We start from the raw sequence: 16,092 nt of genomic DNA, 5'->3' as shown, positions 1-16,092 counted from the left end.
GGAACTGCCATGACTGAAACCACCGCCCGTTCCATTCCCCTGCAGATCGTGCAGGGCGACTCTCCGTCCGCCGCGCCGTTGCAGGCCGGGGTCAAGCAGCTGGGCGGTGACAAGATCAACCGCTCGCCGGTGCAGTTCGCCGACGCGCCGGTGCTGCGCAAGCCGTCGTGGATCCGCGTGCGCATTCCTTCGGGCAATGCCGTGCAGAACCTGAAGGCCAAGCTGCGCGAGAACCGCCTGGTGACCGTGTGCGAGGAAGCCAGCTGCCCGAACATCCACGAGTGCTTCGGCCACGGCACCGCCACTTTCATGATCCTGGGTGAAGTCTGCACCCGCCGCTGCTCGTTCTGCGACGTGGCCCACGGCCGCCCGAAGCCGCCCGATGCCAACGAGCCGGCCAGCCTCGGCCAGACCGTGGCCGACATGGGCCTGAAGTACGTGGTGGTGACCAGCGTCGACCGCGATGACCTGCGCGACGGCGGTGCCCAGCACTTCGTCGACTGCATCACCGCCATCCGCGAGAAGTCGCCGGGTACCCGCATCGAAGTGCTGACCCCGGACTTCCGCGGCAAGGGCCGCATGGAGCGCGCGCTGGAGATCCTGGCGCAGAACCCGCCGGATGTGTTCAACCACAACATCGAAACCGTACCGGACCTGTACCGCAACGTGCGCCCGGGCGCGGACTACCAGTGGTCGCTGAACCTGCTGAAGAACTTCAAGGCGCAGCATCCGGAGGTGCCGACCAAGAGCGGCATCATGCTGGGCCTGGGCGAAGACTTCGAACAGATCAAGGCGACCATGCGTGATCTGCGCGCGCATGACGTGGACATGATCACCATCGGCCAGTACCTGCAGCCGACCGCGCACCACCACCCGGTGCTGAAGTACTGGACCCCGGACGATTACAAGGCGCTGGAAGACTACGGCTACGAGCTGGGCTTCAGCCACGTGGCCTCCGGCCCGATGGTGCGCTCCTCGTACCACGCCGACGTGCAGGCCAAGGGCGCCGGCGTTTCCTGAGGGTGGGTGCGGAACCGGTGGGTGCGGACCGTTGGTCCGCGCACTTTCGCGGGGCACGGCCCGGCGCTACCGCATGCATTCACAATTTGCTACGCCGGCCCGGCTAGGCTGGTTTTCCACCGATCGTGGCCGGATGACAAATACGGCAACTTTCGGCACTGTCGTGGTGTCTGAACACCCCGCAGTCTCCCCCTTGGCAAGGCGCCTTCGAGCACGTCAATGAAATTCAAAGCCCCCGCATTCCTGTTGGCCTTGGCGCTGGTTGCGCCGTTGGCGCTGGCGGCCAAGGCCGACTCGCCCGCTTTGCCTGCGGCGGCGACCGCCGATCAGGTCACCACCTCCAAGCTGGTGTACGGCCTGTTGTCCGACAGCCGCTACGCCTACCGCCCGCGCGCGCTGGACGAGGCCACCTCCAAGGACGTGTTCAAGCGCTACCTGGAGACGCTGGACGGCGGCAAGCAGTACTTCACCCAGGCCGACGTGGCCCGTTTCGCACCGTTTGAAGCCAACATCGCCTCGGCCATCCGCGGCGGCGAGCTTGAGCCGTCGTTCCAGGTGTTCGCCGTCTACAAGCAGCGCGTCGGGGAGCGCGTGGCCTATGCGCGCAAGCTGCTCAAGCAGGAGCCGGACTTCACCACCGACGAGCGCTTCGAATACGACCGCAAGAAGGTGCCGTGGGCGGCCAGCAGTGCCGAGCTCGACGAGCTGTGGCGCAAGTCGGTCAAGAACGATTGGCTGCGCCTGAAGCTGGCCGGCAAGAAGCCCGATGACATCCGCAAGACGCTGGACAAGCGCTACGCGACGCTGGAGAAGTCGGTCAATGAACTGAAGGGCGAGGACGTCTTCCAGTTCTTCATGAACGCCTATACCAGCGCGGTCGACCCGCACACCGATTACTTCACCCCGCGTACCGCCGAGAACTTCAACCAGGCGATGTCGCTGTCGCTGGAAGGCATCGGTGCGCAGCTGCAGCGCCAGGACGATGTGGTGGTGATCCGCGAGATCATCGCCGGTGGCCCGGCCGCGGTGGACGGCACGCTGAAGCCGGGTGACCGCATCGTCGGCGTTGGCCAGGGCAAGTCCGGCCAGGTCGAGGACGTGATCGGCTGGCGCATCGATGACGTCGTGGCCAAGATCCGCGGTGCCAAGGACACCCAGGTCAAGCTGGAATTCATCCCCGCCGCCGAAGGCGCCGACGGCAAGCACCACACGCTGGTGCTGACCCGGCAGAAGGTGCGCCTGGCCGAACAGGCCGCCAAGGGCGAGACCATGACCATTCCTGCCGCCAATGGCGAACCGGCGCGCAAGGTCGGCGTGATCAAGCTGCCGACCTTCTACCAGGACTTCGAAGGCCGTCGCCGCAATGCGGCCGACTATGCCTCGGCCACCCGCGACGTGGCCAAGCTGCTGGCCGGCTTCAAGAACGACAAGCTGGACGGCGTGGTGCTGGACCTGCGCAACAACGGCGGCGGTTCGCTGGATGAGGCGATCGAACTGACCGGCCTGTTCATTGAGCAGGGCCCGGTGGTGCAGGTGCGCGAGTCCGGTGGCCGCGTCACCGTCAACAGCGACCGCAACCAGGGCGTGGCGTGGGACGGCCCGCTGGCCGTGCTGATCAACCGTGGTTCGGCCTCGGCCTCGGAAATCTTCGCCGGCGCCATCCAGGACTACGGCCGTGGCCTGGTGATCGGTGAGACCAGCTTCGGCAAGGGCACCGTGCAGAACATCGTCGACCTCGACCGTTGGCCGAGTGGCGAGACCCAGCGCTTTGGACAGGTGAAGCTGACCATCGCCCAGTTCTTTCGTATCAGCGGCAGCAGCACCCAGCACAAGGGCGTGGTGCCGGACCTGGCCTTCCCGGCCAGCGTCGATGCCACCGAGTTCGGCGAAAGCACCTACGACAACGCGCTGCCGTGGACCCGCATCGCGGCCGTGCCGCACACCCAGTACGGCAACTTCGCGCCGCTGCTGCCGAAGCTGGAGACCCGCCACGACGCGCGTATCGCCACCGACAAGGAATTCCAGTGGTGGAACGAGGATGTGGAGCAGTTCCGCACCGAAGCGGCGAAGAAGTACATCTCGCTGAACGAAGCCACCCGCCGCGCCGAGCGTGAGCGCCAGGACACCCAGCGCAAGGAGCGCCAGCTGCAGCGCAAGGAACTGGGCCTGGCCCTGGACCCGCTGGCCGATGACAGCAGCGATGACGGCCTGACCGGCAACGAGCGTGACATCGTCAAGGATGCCGCGCGCGAGAAGGCCGCCGAGAAGCGTCCGGACCCGCTGCTGCGTGAATCGGCCTCGATCCTGGCCGACGCAGTGAACCTTCTGGAGGCTGATCGCCCGCTGTCGGCGCAGGTGCTGCCGCAGTCCACCGGTGCCGGTCGCTGGGCGGACTGAGCGGCTCAGCGGGTGAGAGACCCGAGGGGCCGGCATTGCCGGCCCTTCTTTGTCTGAGGACCTGTTTCCCGGTGGCGCCGGGCTATGCCCGGCGGATGAACCGGGACCAACGTGGGCGCCGGTTTCGACCTGCCGCACACGAGGGCAGGGCTACCCTTGGCGGTACTGTCCTCGCAGGAGTACCCATGCGGGCCTCCCGTCTTTCCAGCGTTGTCGTGGCGCTGTCCAGCGCCCTGATCCTGTCGGCCTGCGGTGGTCGCGCCGCCGACAGCACCGTACTGCGCGAGTCCTTTGATTCGGGCGATACCTTCTCGCGCACAGTCGAGGGTCGCCCCGGCGAGGCCTGCGAGGCGGCACGCCGTACCCTGCTCAGCCAAGGCTATGCCATCGCCCGCGCCGACGACAGCCAGGTGGAAGGGAACAAGAATTTCCAGCCACGCGAAGATGATCACGAGCAGCTGGTGCTGCGCATCTCCTGCGCGCCGCGCGGCAGCCAGGCGCTGGTGTTCGTCAGTGCCGTGCAGGACCGCTACGCGCTGAAGAAGAGTCCGACCTCGGCCAGTGTCGGCGTCGGTGCGCTGGGTTCGGTATCTCTGCCGTTCGGCAGCAATGACGACTCGCTGGTGAAAGTGGCCAGCAGCACGGTCACCGATGCCGAGTTCTATCGACGCTTCTTCCAGCGCCTGCAACAGTACCTGCCAGCAGACTCCGGCAAACCACCGCCACCGCCACCGCCGGCCCCTGAACCCGCACCGGCGGCCACGGACCAGGGTTGAGCGTGCGTGGCAGGCTGATGGGCGTGGCGCTGCTGCTGGTGCCCGCGCTGGGCGCCGCGTCCACGCCCACCGACTGCGTGCAGGGCCTGTTGCAGCGACTGGGCTGGCGCTTCGAAGACGCGGCGGTTGCCGCGCCCGAGGTGCAGGGCGGCCCGGTGTGCACGCGTGCCTCGCTGGCGGCGGCGCAGGCAGCAGGTGACCTGCACGTGCGCTGGCCTGTGGATCTGCCGGCTGCATCGCGCCAGGCGCTGTTGCAGCAGCTGTTGGACGATCCGGCCACGGTCTGCGCCTATGCCTTCGAACTGGGCGCGGCCACCGGCCGTGCAACGGCCGCATTGCAGGGCAACACAGGCTTCCGCTTCTCCGGCCTGCAGATGGGGTGGATCGGTTTCGGCCTGCAGGGCGCGCCTTCGCAGGGCTGGCAGCGCACGCGCAGTTTCGGTCGTGGCTTTGTGCCCAGCGACGGCAACAGCCGCGCGTTGCAGGCGTTCTACAGCGGCCGCGTGCGCGCCGAGTGCGGAGTGGGCCGCCAGGTCGCGCAGCTGGCGACCCAGCGCGAACTGTATGGCGATGCTGCATTCGATGCGGAGTTCAAACCCGCCGAACTGTCGATCGGCACGTTCCTGGCGCTGCATGACACCGACAGCATCCTGCTCGGCGAGCATGCGGGCGACTTCTTCGCCGATGGCAAGGCGGTGCGCACGTCGGCGATGGGCCGGCAGGCCTTCGTCGGTGTCCCCGGCTTCATCGAGCACGTGTACGACAAGGGCAGCCTGGATGACCTGAGCAACCAGGCCGAGAACTTCGTCGTGGTCGAGGTGGGCGAGGGCGCCGCGCAGGCACTGGCCCTGCACGGCGGCTTGGCCTGGTACGACCAGCGCAATGCCGAGCTGTGGCGGCTGGCGCAGGGCATGCCGCGCGTCGGCATGCGTTACTTCGAGCGTCTGCTGTTCGAGCGCGATGCGCAACTGCGCGCCGCACTGGCGCCGCGCCATCGCGCCACGCTGGCGCGCATGGATCAACTGCTGGACGATCCGTTCTACCAGCAGTTCGTGATCTATGTGCATCCGCGCGGTATACGTCCCATCGGATACCACATCGCCCGCCTGCTCGATCGCAACCCCCGCACGCCGTTTTCGATCGACCTGGCGGTGCACAATCTGCATACCACGCTCTACCGGCGTTGGCGCGAGGCGCAGCTGCGCCACTGCGCGGCTACCGGCAGGCCAGGCAGCCTGACCCTAGACCCCAACTGAAGGTGAAACAATGGATATTGCAATGATCGGCCTCGGCCGCATGGGCGCCAACATGGCCCAGCGCCTGCATCGCGGCGGCCACCGCGTGGTCGGCTACGACCCGGGCGAAGGTGCCCGCCAGCGCGCTGCCGAGGCCGGCCTGGAGGTGGTTGATTCGCTGGCCGCCGCCGTGGCCGCACTGCCGGTGCCGCGCGTGCTGTGGCTGATGGTGCCGGCCGGCGAAACGGTCGACCAGACCCTGGGCCAGCTGACCCCACACCTGGCCGAGGGTGACATCGTCATCGACGGTGGCAACTCCAACTACCAGGACTCGATCCGCCGCGCCAAGGCGCTGGCCGAGGACGATCTGGGCTACGTCGACTGCGGCACCAGCGGTGGCGTGTGGGGCCTGCAGGAGGGCTACAGCCTGATGGTCGGTGGCGAGGCGTCGGTGGTGGAACAGATCGCGCCGCTGCTGCGCACGCTGGCACCGGCCGAAGATCGCGGCTGGGCGCGTGTCGGTCCCTCCGGCGCCGGTCACTTCACCAAGATGGTCCACAACGGCATCGAGTACGGAATGATGCAGGCCTATGCCGAAGGCTTCGCACTGATGGAGCGCAAGCAGGAGATGGAGCTGGACCTGGCGCAGGTGGCCGAGGTGTGGCGCCACGGCAGCGTGGTGCGTTCGTGGCTGCTGGACCTGAGCACCGAGGCGCTCAAGCGCAACCCATCGCTGGACGGCATCGCACCGTACGTGGAGGATTCCGGTGAAGGCCGCTGGACGGTGGCCGAAGCCATCGCGCTGGACGTGCCGGCACCGGTGATCACCCTTTCGCTGCTGGAACGGCTGCGCTCGCGCGAATCCAATTCGTTCACCGACCGTCTGCTGTCGGCGATGCGCAACGAGTTTGGCGGCCACGCGATCAAGAAGTCGTAAGCCGCCCGACCGGGGTCGGATCCCTTTCCGCGGGAAAGGGCTCTGACCCCATGAAGCCAGTCGATCCCTTCCACGTCATCCACGCATGGCGTGGATGTGTCGACCAAGCTCGACACCTGCCAACGGCCGCAGAAATCTGTCGAAGGCGGACCCCACTCCGCCATCCCGCGGATTGCCGGCTGTTGCTGTTGCCGGCCAGCGGCCGGCACTACCGCGGGTGCAGGGCGCAGCCCTGCCGATCACCCCAACCGCACCCGCTGCCCTTCGCGCGCGCTGTCCATGCCGGCCTGCAGCAACTGCATCAGCTGCAGCGCCTGCACCGCGCTGACCGTGGGCTCGCCGTCGCCGTGCATCGCTGCTGCGAACTGCGCGTACAGTCGCCGGTAGTCGCCGGGCAGGTTGTCCACGGTACTGCGCTGCACGTTGTCCTCGGCATCGCGGCGCACCAGTTCGCCATGCCGCGGGTCGATGCCCCAGCCCGGCGCACCCGGTGCAACACCGCGCCGCAGCTGCGCTTCCTGCACGTCCAGGCAGTGCTTGATCCAGCTGGCCAGGCTGCCATGCACGCTGAAGTGCGGCGTGGGGGCCGCCACCAGTGAGCCAGCATGCACGATCGCGCGATGCCGTGGGTAGTGCAGCACGGCGTGGAAGTAGTCGATGCCGTGGCCACCCTCGCGCTGCACCGCCAGATCGGCATCGATGGCTTGCGGCCAACCGAACAGCACCAGCATCTGGTCCAGCAGGTGCGGGCCCAGGTCGTACCACAGGCCGCTGCCGGGTCCTTCCTGCTCGCGCCAGCGGTCACGCACCTGCGGCCGGTAGCGGTCGAAGTGGGCATGGCACTCGGCCACCTCACCCAGCACGCCATCGGCCAGCAGCGCCTGCAGGGTGAGGAAGTCGGCATCGAAGCGCCGGTTCTGGAACACGGTGGCGATGCGCCCGGCATCGCGCGCAGCGGCCAGCACTGCTTCGGCTTCGGCAACGTCGAGTGCAAACGGTTTGTCGACCAGCACATGCTTGCCCGCCGCCAGCGCCGCGATCGCCAGGGGGGCGTGCTGCTGGTTGGGTGTGGCGATCACCACCGCGTCCACTGCGGGGTCGTCGAACACCTCCTGCGGCGTGGCGCGCACGTGCACGTCGCTGAACGCGCGCAGCAGCGTGTCGCGTTGCGAACTGACGATGCTGTGCAGCACCAGCCCGGGCGTGTGCTGGATCAGCGGTGCATGGAAGACACGGCCGGCCAGGCCGTAGCCGATCAGGGCCAGGTGCAGGTCGGGGCGCATGGCAGAGCTCCGGCAGTGGGAAGGGCAGGGTAAACGACGGGCGCTGGCAGGCCAAAACTGAACGGTTGCCGCTGCAGACGTTTCGATTCACAGCAGCATGACCGTGGCGCCACGCCTGCCACACATGCATCTGTCCAGACTGGCAGCACATCCCCAAGGAGTACGACACGATGAGCAATACCACCCGTACGCTGATTGCTTCGGCCCTGACCCTGGGCCTGGCGCTGTCTTCCTCCGCCGCATTCGCCAAGGACCCGGCCGCCAAGAGCCCGCCGACCAGCACGCATCCGGCGACCCATGCCGATCGCCACGACTCCAATGAACCGGTCACCGATACCTGGATCACCACCAAGGTGAAGGCCGACCTGCTGGCCAGCAGCAACGTGCCGGGCACCGAAATCAAGGTGGAAACGGTGAACGGCGTGGTCAGCCTCAGTGGCGCGGTGGCCAGCCAGGCCGAGAAAGACAAGGCGGTCACCACCGCCAAGGGCATCAAGGGCGTGACCCGTGTTGATGCCGCTGCATTGAAGGTCAGCGCCGCGGCCAAGCGCTGAACCCGGTGGGCGCCCCCGCGTGGGGCGCCCGCTGCCGGCCAGAGTCGAGCTTTCTCGACTTGCGCCATCGATCAACCCCAGGTCAATGGCACAGCAGTCGAGCAAGCTCGACGCTACGGCCGGGTTCCCATAACCCGTTCAGCCAGCCGCGCCGGAACGCCCGCCCATGTGACCGCCTGCGCTATATTGCCGGTTCCGCCGCCGTCGGGTTCGTCCCGACCTCCGATTCGCGGCTCGGTTGACGAGGAACCATGGCACTGGTTTTCAGTGACGACATCTGGGACCGCTGGCGGTTGCCGGCCCTGGCGCTGGCGGCTGCCGCGATCATCGTGGTGCCGTGGTTGACGCTGCGCAATCTGCAGCGGGACAACGAACAGGCGATGGCCTGGGTCAGCCATACCCAGGCTGTCGGGGTGGCCCTGCAACAGCTGCAGGCCGATGTCCGTGATGTCGAATCGGCGGCGTTGACCCTGTCCAAGGGCATCGACGCGCCCGGCCTGCGCGAACGCATGGCCAAAGCCAACGAGATTCCCGGGCGGCTGGCCGAACTGGGCCGGATGACCCGCGACAATCCCGACCAGCTGATCCGCATCGGCCGCATCGAATCCATGCTGGAAGGCCGGCTGGCGGTGGCCCGCGAACTGGCCCGGTCCAAGCCGGACAGCGACCAGCGCGCGCTGGTGCAGGACCTGAGTACACGCTATCCGATCCGCGGTCTGGTCGAGGAACTGCAGGCCAGCGAGCAGACGCTGTTGACCGCGCGCGCCCAGCAGGCCGCGCGCCAGCGCAAGCAGACCGAACTGGTGTCGTGGAGTTCAATGGTGGTGCAGCTGGCGCTGCTGGGTCTGGTGCTGTGGCTGCTGCAACGGCAGATCGGCCGCCGCCTGCACGCCGAGCGGCAGTCGCTGCGCTCGGCCGCGCGCGCCGCCTCGGTGTTGCAGACCGTGCGTGAGCCGATCGTGCTGCTCGACCGCGACCTGCGCGTGCAGCTGCACAACCCGGCCTTCGCCGAGCTTTACGGGCTGCAGGACGAACGTGCCGACGGCCTGTTGCTGGAAGCCGTTGGCGATGGCGCCTGGCAGGATCCGGTGGTGCGCCAGCGGCTGGCCGACGTGCTGCTGCGCGGGCGCGAGCTGTGGGATTTCGAGCACGAGCAGCGCACCGCCGATGGCATCTCGCGTTACATGCTGCTCAACGCGCGCCGCATGCCGCTGCCTGACACCGATGACGAGGTCGTGCTGCTGACCATCAGCGATGTCACCGTGCAGCGTGCCGTGCAGCTGCGCGTGGAAGAGTTGAATCGCCAGCTGGAAGGCAAGGTGGCGCAGGTGTCGGAGGTCAACCGCGAACTGGAAGCGTTCAGCTATTCGGTGTCGCACGACCTGCGTGCTCCACTGCGCCATGTGGCCGGCTTCTCCGACAAGCTGTCGCGCCACCTCGGCGAGCAGGCCGACGACAAGAGCCGCCATTATCTGGAGGTGATCTCCAGTTCGGCACGGCGCATGGCAGCGCTGATCGACGACCTGCTGGTCTATTCACGGCTGGGCCGCGCGGCGATGCGCCAGCAGGCGGTGGACATGCAGTCGCTGGTGGCCGATACCCGCGCCATGCTCGATGCGAATCTTCTGGCCGAGGCCGAAAGCACTGGCCACGCCCATCAGGTGGAATGGAGCATCGCGCCGCTGCCGATCGTGGTGGCCGATGAGAACATGATCCGGCAGGTCTGGCTGAACCTGCTCGGCAATGCGGTGAAGTACTCGGGCAACCGCGAACCGGCGCGGATCCGCGTGGACTACCGGCAGCAGCCCGACGGTGGTCATCAGTTCACGGTCAGCGACAATGGTGCAGGCTTTGACATGGCCTATGCCGGCAAACTGTTCGGCGTGTTCCAGCGCCTGCACAAGGCCAGCGACTACCCCGGCACCGGCATCGGCCTGGCCAGCGTGCGCCGCGTGCTGACCCGCCATGGCGGCCGTATCTGGGCCGAGGCCGAACCGGACGTCGGCGCCACCTTCCACTTCTACCTGCCTCCCGCCATCGACGCGGACAAACAAGGTCCTTCTGCATGACGACTCTGCGCACCATCCTGCTCGCCGAAGACAGCGCGGCCGATGCCGAAATGGCGATCGACGCACTGGAAGAAGCGCGCCTGGCCAACCCCATCGTGCACGTCGAAGACGGCGTGGAAGTGATGGATTACCTGCTGCGCCGTGGCGCCTTCGCCAACCGCGAGGAAGGGTTGCCGGCGGTGCTGCTGCTGGACATCAAGATGCCGCGCATGGATGGCCTGGAAGTGCTGCGGCAGATCCGCGAGCACGATGAACTCAAGCGCCTGCCGGTGGTGATCCTGTCGTCCTCGCGCGAGGAAAGCGATCTGGCCCGCAGCTGGGACATGGGCGTGAATGCCTACGTGGTCAAGCCGGTGGATGTGGACCAGTTCTTCGGCGCGGTGCAGACCCTGGGCAAGTTCTGGGCGTTGATCAACCAGGCACCGGAACTCGAGTGAGCCCATGCCCTTGACCGGTCCCGCCCTGGGGGCGCTGCGCATCCTGCTGGTGGAAGATTCCCCGGAAGATGCCGAGCTGATGTCTGAGCAAATGCTCGATGCGGGCCTGGAAGCCCGTTTCGAGCGCGTGGAGAGCGCGGCAGAGCTGCGTCGGGCGCTGGCCGCGTTCCAGCCGGACATCGTGCTGTCCGACCTGAGCATGCCGGGCTTCTCCGGCGACGATGCGCTGCGTATCGTGCGTGAGACCTCGCCGGAAGTGCCCTTCATCTTCGTCTCCGGCACCATGGGCGAGGAGAACGCGGTGGCGGCGCTGCAGAAGGGCGCCAACGATTACATCATCAAGCACCAGCCGGCGCGCCTGCCGTCGGCGGTGGCGCGCGCGATCCGCGATGCGCGCAGTACCGTGGAGCGCGCGCGGGTGGAAACCGAACTGATGCGCGCACAACGGCTGGAAAGCCTGTCGCTGCTCGCCGCCGGACTCAGCCATGACCTGCGCAACATCCTGCAGCCGTTGCTGATCATGCCGGACCTGCTGAAGGCACGCACCGATGATCCGCAGCTGCATCATCTGGCCGATGTCATCGCCGAGTGCGGGCGCCGTGGCCACGAGATGGCCGAGTCGATGCTGTCGTTCGTGCGCGGCTCGCGCAAACCCAGCGAACGCATCGAGATCAACGGCCTGTTCGATGCGGTGGCATTGCTGTTGCGCAGCAACGTGCCCGACGCGGTGCGCCTGGAACTGCAGGTGCAGGATGAGGGCCTGGTGGTCGATGCCAACTACACCGAGCTGCAGCAGGTGATGTTGAACCTGGCGCTCAATGCCATCCAGGCCATGCCCGACGGCGGCCGCCTGAGCCTGACTGCCAACCACGCCGGCCATCGCGACGGGGTGGACTGGATGTGCATCCGCGTGGTCGATGAAGGCATCGGCATGGACGCGGACACGCTCTCGCACCTGTTCAATCCGTTCTTCACCACCAAGGCCGATGGCACCGGCCTGGGCCTGATTTCCTGCAAGCGCATCGTCGAAGGTGCGGGCGGCAGCATTCATGTCAGCAGCGCGCTGGGGCAGGGCACATGTTTTGAGCTGCGCCTGCCGATGCATGAAAGCATCGATGCCGGTGAGCCGGTCGAGCAGCTGGTGGCGCTGGGCAGTGGCCAGTCGATCCTGGTGGTCGATGGTGAAGCCACCCGCCTGTCGCTGCTGGGCAATGCGCTGTCCAGCCAGGGCTACCAGCTGCAGCTGGCGTCCGACGGCCCGGCTGCGCTGCGCTGGATGCAGCAGGAAGCGCTGCCGGCGCTGGTGATCGCCGATGCCGGTTCCAAGCTGTTGCCGGCCAGCCAGTTGCTGGGCGAGATGGCCGCGCTGGGCTATGGCGGCCCCGCACTGGTGCTTGAGGACGCTGCGGTGGCAGTGCCGGCCGATGCCTTCCCGCCCGGCGTGGAGGTGCACGTGCTGCGCAAGCCGCTGCAGATGCAGCAGGTGTTCCGCGCGGTGGCCGAAGCGCTGGGCTGAGTAAGCGTCGCCGGGCATGGCCCGGCGCTCCCCACCGCCTTCGGCAGCGCCGGGCCGTGCCCGGCGGCAGGTCAGGTCGGTCGATCCACGGTTTCCCACGGGAACCGCGGCAGCGCGTCCACCGCCTGTTCCAGCCGCCGGGACCAGTTCTGGTGGATGTCGGCATACAGCGCCGAATCCGCGCCCAACCGCAGCTGCTGCCCGATGCGCAGTTCACCGTCGCGCAGCAGTGCCAGATCGATCGGCAAACCCACCGACAGATTGGAGCGGATGGTTGAATCCAGCGACACGATCGCGGTGCGCGCGGCATCTTCAAGGCGCGTGGCGGGGCTGAGGATGCGATCCAGGATCGGCTTGCCGTACTTGGATTCGCCGATCTGCAGGTAGGGCGTCTCCGGCGAGGCGGCGATGGCATTGCCCAGCGGATAGATCATGTACAGCCCCGGCCGCTCGCCGGCGATCTGACCGCCGAAGATCAGTGTGGCCTGGGTGTTGATCCCGTCATGGCCATGCTCGCTGTGGTGGCTGTGCACCTGGCTGTCCACCAGCAGTTGGCCGACGTATCCGGCGGCCTCGAACAGGTGGTTCATGTCGCGCAGGTTGGGCGTGCGCCGTTCATCGGCATCACGCCCCAGGCGTGACACCAGCAGCTGGGTGGTGGCCAGGTTGCCAGCCGCCATCAGCACGTAGACTGCCTGGCCGGGGTACTCGAACGCGTGCAGCTTGCGATGCACGCGCACATCGTCCAGCGAGGCATTGGTCCGGGTGTCGGCGGCGAAGACCAGGCCCTGGTCCACCTCGATTCCAACGCAATAGGTCATGTCGGTGCCCTATCATGTGCGTCCCGGAGTGTAGGCAGGCCACCGTGATGACGGCATGCCCACGTCCCCCCAGAACGCCGCCACCGGAACCGCATGACCACCGTGCTCCTGAGCCTGGGCAGCAACGTCCAGCCCCGCCGCTACCTCCACGCCGCGGTGACGGCCCTGCGCGAGCGCTTCGGCGCGCTGCAGGTCTCGCCGGCCTACCGCACCGCCGCAGTCGGTTTCGAGGGCCCGGCCTTCCTCAACAATGCCGTGGCGATCGACACCGATCTGCCGCTGCAGGAACTGGACCACTGGCTGCATGCGCTGGAAGACGCCCATGGCCGTGACCGCAGCGGGCCGCGCTTCTCCGACCGAACGCTGGACATCGACGTGGTGTTCTACGGCGACCTGGTGGTGGAAGGCCCCGGCCACCTGCGCATCCCACGCCCGGAGCTGAAACACGCCTTCGTGCTGAAGCCGCTGGCCGACATCGCGCCGGATTTCATCGACCCGGTCAGCGGGCAGGACCTGGCCACGCTGTGGCGTGCGCATGCGCAGTACGGCGCCGCGTTCGAGGTGGTGGACCTGGAATGAGGGAGGTTGCCGGCCAGCGGCCGGCACTACCGGAGTGCCGGCCGCTGGCCGGCAACACCTCAGCTGACCGTACGCCCACCATCCACGCGCAGGGTGTGGCCGGTGACGAAGCTGGCCTCGGCCACCAGCCAGTACACCGCTTCGGCGATCTCCTCGACCGTACCGGTCCGCGCCAGCGGCGTGCGGGCCAGCAATGCCTCACGGGCGAAATCGTCCTTGCCCTGTTCCGGCCACAGGATCGCGCCTGGCGCCACCGCATTCACCCGCACTTTCGGTGCCAGCTCCAGCGCCAGCGAGCGGGTGGCCATCTCCAGCGCGGCCTTGGCCACGGTGTAGGCGATGTGGTCGCGCATCGGGTCGGTGCCGTGCAGGTCGGTCAGGTTGACGATGCAGCCGTGCTGGCGGCGCAGGTAGGGCGCGGCGGCCTGTGACAGCAGCAGTGGCGCGCGCGCATTGACCGCATACAACTCGTCCATCGCCTCGGCGGTGACTTGGCCGAGCGGGGTGGGGTAGAAGTTGGAGGCATTGTTGACCAGCGCATCCAGGCGGCCGAAGTGGCTGACGGCCTGTTCCACCAGGTCGGGCAGGGCGTCGGCGTCACGCAGGTCGGCCTGCAGGGCCAGCACGCTGCCCGGGCGCACATTGTCGAAATCGAACGCGGCCTGCTGCAGTTCCGCGCTGGAGGTGTTGGCGTGCAGCACCACCGACCAGCCACAGGCATGGAACTGGCGGGCGATGGCCGCGCCGATCCGGCGTGCGCTGCCGGTGATCAGAACCACGGGGTGGGTGTCGCTCATCGAGGCTCCTCCAAGGCTCGGCTATCCTGTGCACCATTGTCACCGCATTCGAAGACGCCATGCAGCCCACCTTCCCCCTGCCCGAAGCCGATGCCCTGGCCCACAGCGACCAGCTGGCCGCCGCCCTGCGCGCCGAAATCCTTGCCCAGGGCGGGGCGATGCCTTTCTCCCGCTTCATGGAGCTGTGCCTGTACACCCCCGGCTGGGGCTATTACAGCGCCGGTGCCAGCAAGTTCGGTGGCAGTGGCGACTTCACCACCGCGCCCGAGCTCGGCAGCCTGTTCGCCGGCAGCGTGGCCAATGCGCTGGCGCCGGTGTTCGCGCAGCTGAGCGCACAGGCGCGGATGCTGGAACTGGGCGGCGGCACCGGCGCTTTCGCCGAGGCGGTGCTGCTGCGCCTGGCCGAACTGGACGTGCTGCCCTTGCGCTACGCCATCCTCGAGCCCAGTGCCGACCTGCGCGAGCGCCAGCAGCAGCGCCTGCAGCAGAACCTGCCGGCCGAGCTGGCCGCGCGCGTGGAGTGGGTCGACCGCCCGTTCGAGGAAGACTGGGAAGGCGTGGTGTTTGCCAACGAAGTGATCGACGCGCTGCCGACACCGCGCTTCCTGATCCGCGACGGCGAGGTGTATGAGGAAACCGTCGAGCTGGATGGTGACGGCAATTTCATCCGTGGCGCGCAGCCGGCCGACATCCTGCTCAACGGCGCGGTGCGCCACATCGAGCGCTATCTGGAAAAGCCCTTTGCCGAGGGTTACCGCTCCGAAGTGCTGCCGCAGCTGCCGTACTGGCTGCAGGCGGTGGCCGGCGGCCTGCAGCGCGGCGCGCTGCTGTTCGTCGACTACGGTTACAACCGGGGCGAGTTCTACCAGCCCGACCGCGATGATGGCACCGTGCGCGCGTTCTACCGCCACCACGTGCACAACGACGTGCACCGCTGGCCGGGCCTGCAGGACATCACCGCCTCGGTGGATTTCACCGCGATGGCCGAGGCAGGCATGCATGGGGGGTTCGAGCTGGCCGGTTACTGCAGCCAGGCCAGTTTCCTGCTCGGCAACGGCCTTGACCAGGTACTGCTGCTGGCCGAGGAGCGCACCGATGACGTCGGCCGCATCCAGCTGCGTGACCAGGTCAAGAAGCTGACCTTGCCCACCGAGATGGGCGAGCGCTTCCAGGCCATCGGCCTGCAGCGCGATGTTGATTTCGAGCCGGCCTTCGCACTGGGCGACCTGAGCTGGCGCCTGTGAGCAGTGCGTTGCCGGTGATCAAGCCGCTGCGCCGGCCGCGGCTGTGGGGTGCGCTGTGGGCGCTGGCGGTGCTGGCGGTGATCGTGGTCTGCCTGATCCCGCCGCCGCCGATCCCGCTGCCGGAAAACAGCGACAAGGGCGAGCACTTCCTCGCCTATTTCATCCTGGCCGGCAGCGCGGTGCAGCTGTTCCGGCGCGGGCGCCCGCTGCTGTGGGTGGGCGTGGGCCTGGTACTGATGGGCATCGGCATCGAGTTCGCGCAGGGCGCATTGACCGATGACCGCGTGGCCGATCCGATGGACGCCATCGCCAACACGGTGGGCGTGTTGGCGGGCCTGGCCACCGCGTTGACTCCGTTGCGCGATCTGCTGCTGCGCTGGCGCGGGTAACCGCGTGCCAACCAAGGTTGGCACCTACCAGGATTGCC

At 67.6% G+C, this 16,092-nt stretch carries 15 protein-coding genes; 12 read left to right on the top strand and 3 right to left on the bottom strand.

Annotated features, from left to right (window positions below; all coding sequences use genetic code 11):
• Positions 1–9: 9 nt before the first annotated feature.
• The 5 genes from lipA (at position 10) to gnd (ending at position 6,365) form a co-directional block, all read left to right on the top strand.
• A complete protein-coding gene (gene lipA / locus AC5YGJ_RS10615; protein ID WP_107231990.1) occupies positions 10–1,020 on the top strand; it encodes a lipoyl synthase in 1,011 nt (336 codons plus the stop codon).
• A gap of 219 nt (positions 1,021–1,239) precedes the next feature.
• Positions 1,240–3,417: a carboxy terminal-processing peptidase gene (locus tag AC5YGJ_RS10610; RefSeq protein WP_107231991.1), complete on the top strand. Its 2,178-nt coding sequence runs from the start codon at positions 1,240–1,242 to the stop codon at positions 3,415–3,417.
• 185 nt (positions 3,418–3,602) lie between these two features.
• Positions 3,603–4,193, top strand: a complete 591-nt coding sequence (locus AC5YGJ_RS10605) for a DUF2242 domain-containing protein (RefSeq protein WP_496186514.1) — start codon at positions 3,603–3,605, stop codon at positions 4,191–4,193.
• Between the two features lie 17 nt (positions 4,194–4,210).
• Positions 4,211–5,449 carry a hypothetical protein gene (locus tag AC5YGJ_RS10600; RefSeq protein ID WP_496186621.1) on the top strand — a complete coding sequence of 413 codons (1,239 nt, stop codon included), beginning with the start codon at positions 4,211–4,213 and terminating at the stop codon, positions 5,447–5,449.
• Positions 5,450–5,459: 10 nt separating this feature from the next.
• A complete protein-coding gene (gene gnd / locus AC5YGJ_RS10595) occupies positions 5,460–6,365 on the top strand; it encodes a phosphogluconate dehydrogenase (NAD(+)-dependent, decarboxylating) (RefSeq protein WP_107231993.1) in 906 nt (301 codons plus the stop codon).
• Positions 6,366–6,604: 239 nt separating this feature from the next.
• Here the strand turns inward: gnd and AC5YGJ_RS10590 are convergent, their stop codons facing one another.
• Complete coding sequence (locus tag AC5YGJ_RS10590; RefSeq protein ID WP_496186513.1) at positions 6,605–7,648, bottom strand: oxidoreductase; 1,044 nt, start codon at positions 7,646–7,648, stop codon at positions 6,605–6,607.
• Between the two features lie 170 nt (positions 7,649–7,818).
• Here AC5YGJ_RS10590 and AC5YGJ_RS10585 point away from each other — a divergent pair, with 170 nt between their 5' ends.
• The 4 genes from AC5YGJ_RS10585 to AC5YGJ_RS10570 all read left to right on the top strand — a co-directional run bounded on the left by AC5YGJ_RS10585 (position 7,819) and on the right by AC5YGJ_RS10570 (position 12,224).
• The gene (locus AC5YGJ_RS10585; RefSeq protein WP_049447825.1) at positions 7,819–8,202 is read left to right on the top strand and encodes a BON domain-containing protein; all 384 of its coding nucleotides are present in this window, start codon (positions 7,819–7,821) and stop codon (positions 8,200–8,202) included.
• A gap of 251 nt (positions 8,203–8,453) precedes the next feature.
• A complete protein-coding gene (locus AC5YGJ_RS10580) occupies positions 8,454–10,271 on the top strand; it encodes a sensor histidine kinase (RefSeq protein ID WP_496186512.1) in 1,818 nt (605 codons plus the stop codon).
• Positions 10,268–10,708: a response regulator gene (locus tag AC5YGJ_RS10575; RefSeq protein WP_057496590.1), complete on the top strand. Its 441-nt coding sequence runs from the start codon at positions 10,268–10,270 to the stop codon at positions 10,706–10,708. The genes AC5YGJ_RS10580 and AC5YGJ_RS10575 overlap by 4 nt, the downstream gene beginning before the upstream one ends.
• A 4-nt stretch (positions 10,709–10,712) precedes the next feature.
• On the top strand, positions 10,713–12,224 hold the full coding sequence (locus AC5YGJ_RS10570; RefSeq protein WP_409460510.1) for an ATP-binding protein: 1,512 nt from the start codon (positions 10,713–10,715) through the stop codon (positions 12,222–12,224).
• 71 nt (positions 12,225–12,295) lie between these two features.
• On the opposite strand, the gene AC5YGJ_RS10565 is transcribed toward AC5YGJ_RS10570, so the two are convergent.
• Positions 12,296–13,045, bottom strand: a complete 750-nt coding sequence (locus AC5YGJ_RS10565) for a proteasome-type protease (protein ID WP_496186511.1) — start codon at positions 13,043–13,045, stop codon at positions 12,296–12,298.
• 93 nt (positions 13,046–13,138) lie between these two features.
• Here AC5YGJ_RS10565 and folK point away from each other — a divergent pair, with 93 nt between their 5' ends.
• The gene (gene folK / locus AC5YGJ_RS10560) at positions 13,139–13,624 is read left to right on the top strand and encodes a 2-amino-4-hydroxy-6-hydroxymethyldihydropteridine diphosphokinase (RefSeq protein ID WP_249842838.1); all 486 of its coding nucleotides are present in this window, start codon (positions 13,139–13,141) and stop codon (positions 13,622–13,624) included.
• Between the two features lie 59 nt (positions 13,625–13,683).
• Here folK and AC5YGJ_RS10555 read toward each other — a convergent pair whose 3' ends face one another.
• On the bottom strand, positions 13,684–14,421 hold the full coding sequence (locus tag AC5YGJ_RS10555) for a pteridine reductase (protein ID WP_496186510.1): 738 nt from the start codon (positions 14,419–14,421) through the stop codon (positions 13,684–13,686).
• Between the two features lie 59 nt (positions 14,422–14,480).
• Between AC5YGJ_RS10555 and AC5YGJ_RS10550 the strand changes: the two genes are divergently transcribed.
• Together AC5YGJ_RS10550 and AC5YGJ_RS10545 are read left to right on the top strand one after the other, a co-directional pair.
• On the top strand, positions 14,481–15,665 hold the full coding sequence (locus tag AC5YGJ_RS10550; RefSeq protein WP_496186509.1) for a class I SAM-dependent methyltransferase: 1,185 nt from the start codon (positions 14,481–14,483) through the stop codon (positions 15,663–15,665).
• Entirely contained in the window at positions 15,653–16,054 is a 402-nt protein-coding gene (locus AC5YGJ_RS10545; RefSeq protein ID WP_249844950.1) for a VanZ family protein, read from the top strand. Before AC5YGJ_RS10550 ends, AC5YGJ_RS10545 begins: the two co-directional genes overlap by 13 nt.
• The last annotated feature ends 38 nt before the right edge of the window (positions 16,055–16,092 follow it).

This window comes from Stenotrophomonas sp. CS3K5, from assembly GCF_059515225.1.
This window is presented reverse-complemented; position numbering and strand designations above follow the sequence as displayed.

What these genes read in the sequence shown, in the direction of transcription:
- lipA (WP_107231990.1), top strand. Translation starts at nt 10, where the DNA reads ATGACTGAAACCACCGCCCGTTCCATTCCCCTGCAGATCGTGCAGGGC.
- AC5YGJ_RS10585 (WP_049447825.1), top strand. Translation starts at nt 7,819, where the DNA reads ATGAGCAATACCACCCGTACGCTGATTGCTTCGGCCCTGACCCTGGGC.
- AC5YGJ_RS10590 (WP_496186513.1), bottom strand. Translation starts at nt 7,648, where the DNA reads ATGCGCCCCGACCTGCACCTGGCCCTGATCGGCTACGGCCTGGCCGGC.
- AC5YGJ_RS10580 (WP_496186512.1), top strand. Translation starts at nt 8,454, where the DNA reads ATGGCACTGGTTTTCAGTGACGACATCTGGGACCGCTGGCGGTTGCCG.
- AC5YGJ_RS10565 (WP_496186511.1), bottom strand. Translation starts at nt 13,045, where the DNA reads ATGACCTATTGCGTTGGAATCGAGGTGGACCAGGGCCTGGTCTTCGCC.
- AC5YGJ_RS10605 (WP_496186514.1), top strand. Translation starts at nt 3,603, where the DNA reads ATGCGGGCCTCCCGTCTTTCCAGCGTTGTCGTGGCGCTGTCCAGCGCC.
- gnd (WP_107231993.1), top strand. Translation starts at nt 5,460, where the DNA reads ATGGATATTGCAATGATCGGCCTCGGCCGCATGGGCGCCAACATGGCC.
- AC5YGJ_RS10570 (WP_409460510.1), top strand. Translation starts at nt 10,713, where the DNA reads ATGCCCTTGACCGGTCCCGCCCTGGGGGCGCTGCGCATCCTGCTGGTG.
- AC5YGJ_RS10575 (WP_057496590.1), top strand. Translation starts at nt 10,268, where the DNA reads ATGACGACTCTGCGCACCATCCTGCTCGCCGAAGACAGCGCGGCCGAT.
- AC5YGJ_RS10600 (WP_496186621.1), top strand. Translation starts at nt 4,211, where the DNA reads ATGGGCGTGGCGCTGCTGCTGGTGCCCGCGCTGGGCGCCGCGTCCACG.
- AC5YGJ_RS10550 (WP_496186509.1), top strand. Translation starts at nt 14,481, where the DNA reads ATGCAGCCCACCTTCCCCCTGCCCGAAGCCGATGCCCTGGCCCACAGC.
- AC5YGJ_RS10555 (WP_496186510.1), bottom strand. Translation starts at nt 14,421, where the DNA reads ATGAGCGACACCCACCCCGTGGTTCTGATCACCGGCAGCGCACGCCGG.
- AC5YGJ_RS10610 (WP_107231991.1), top strand. Translation starts at nt 1,240, where the DNA reads ATGAAATTCAAAGCCCCCGCATTCCTGTTGGCCTTGGCGCTGGTTGCG.
- folK (WP_249842838.1), top strand. Translation starts at nt 13,139, where the DNA reads ATGACCACCGTGCTCCTGAGCCTGGGCAGCAACGTCCAGCCCCGCCGC.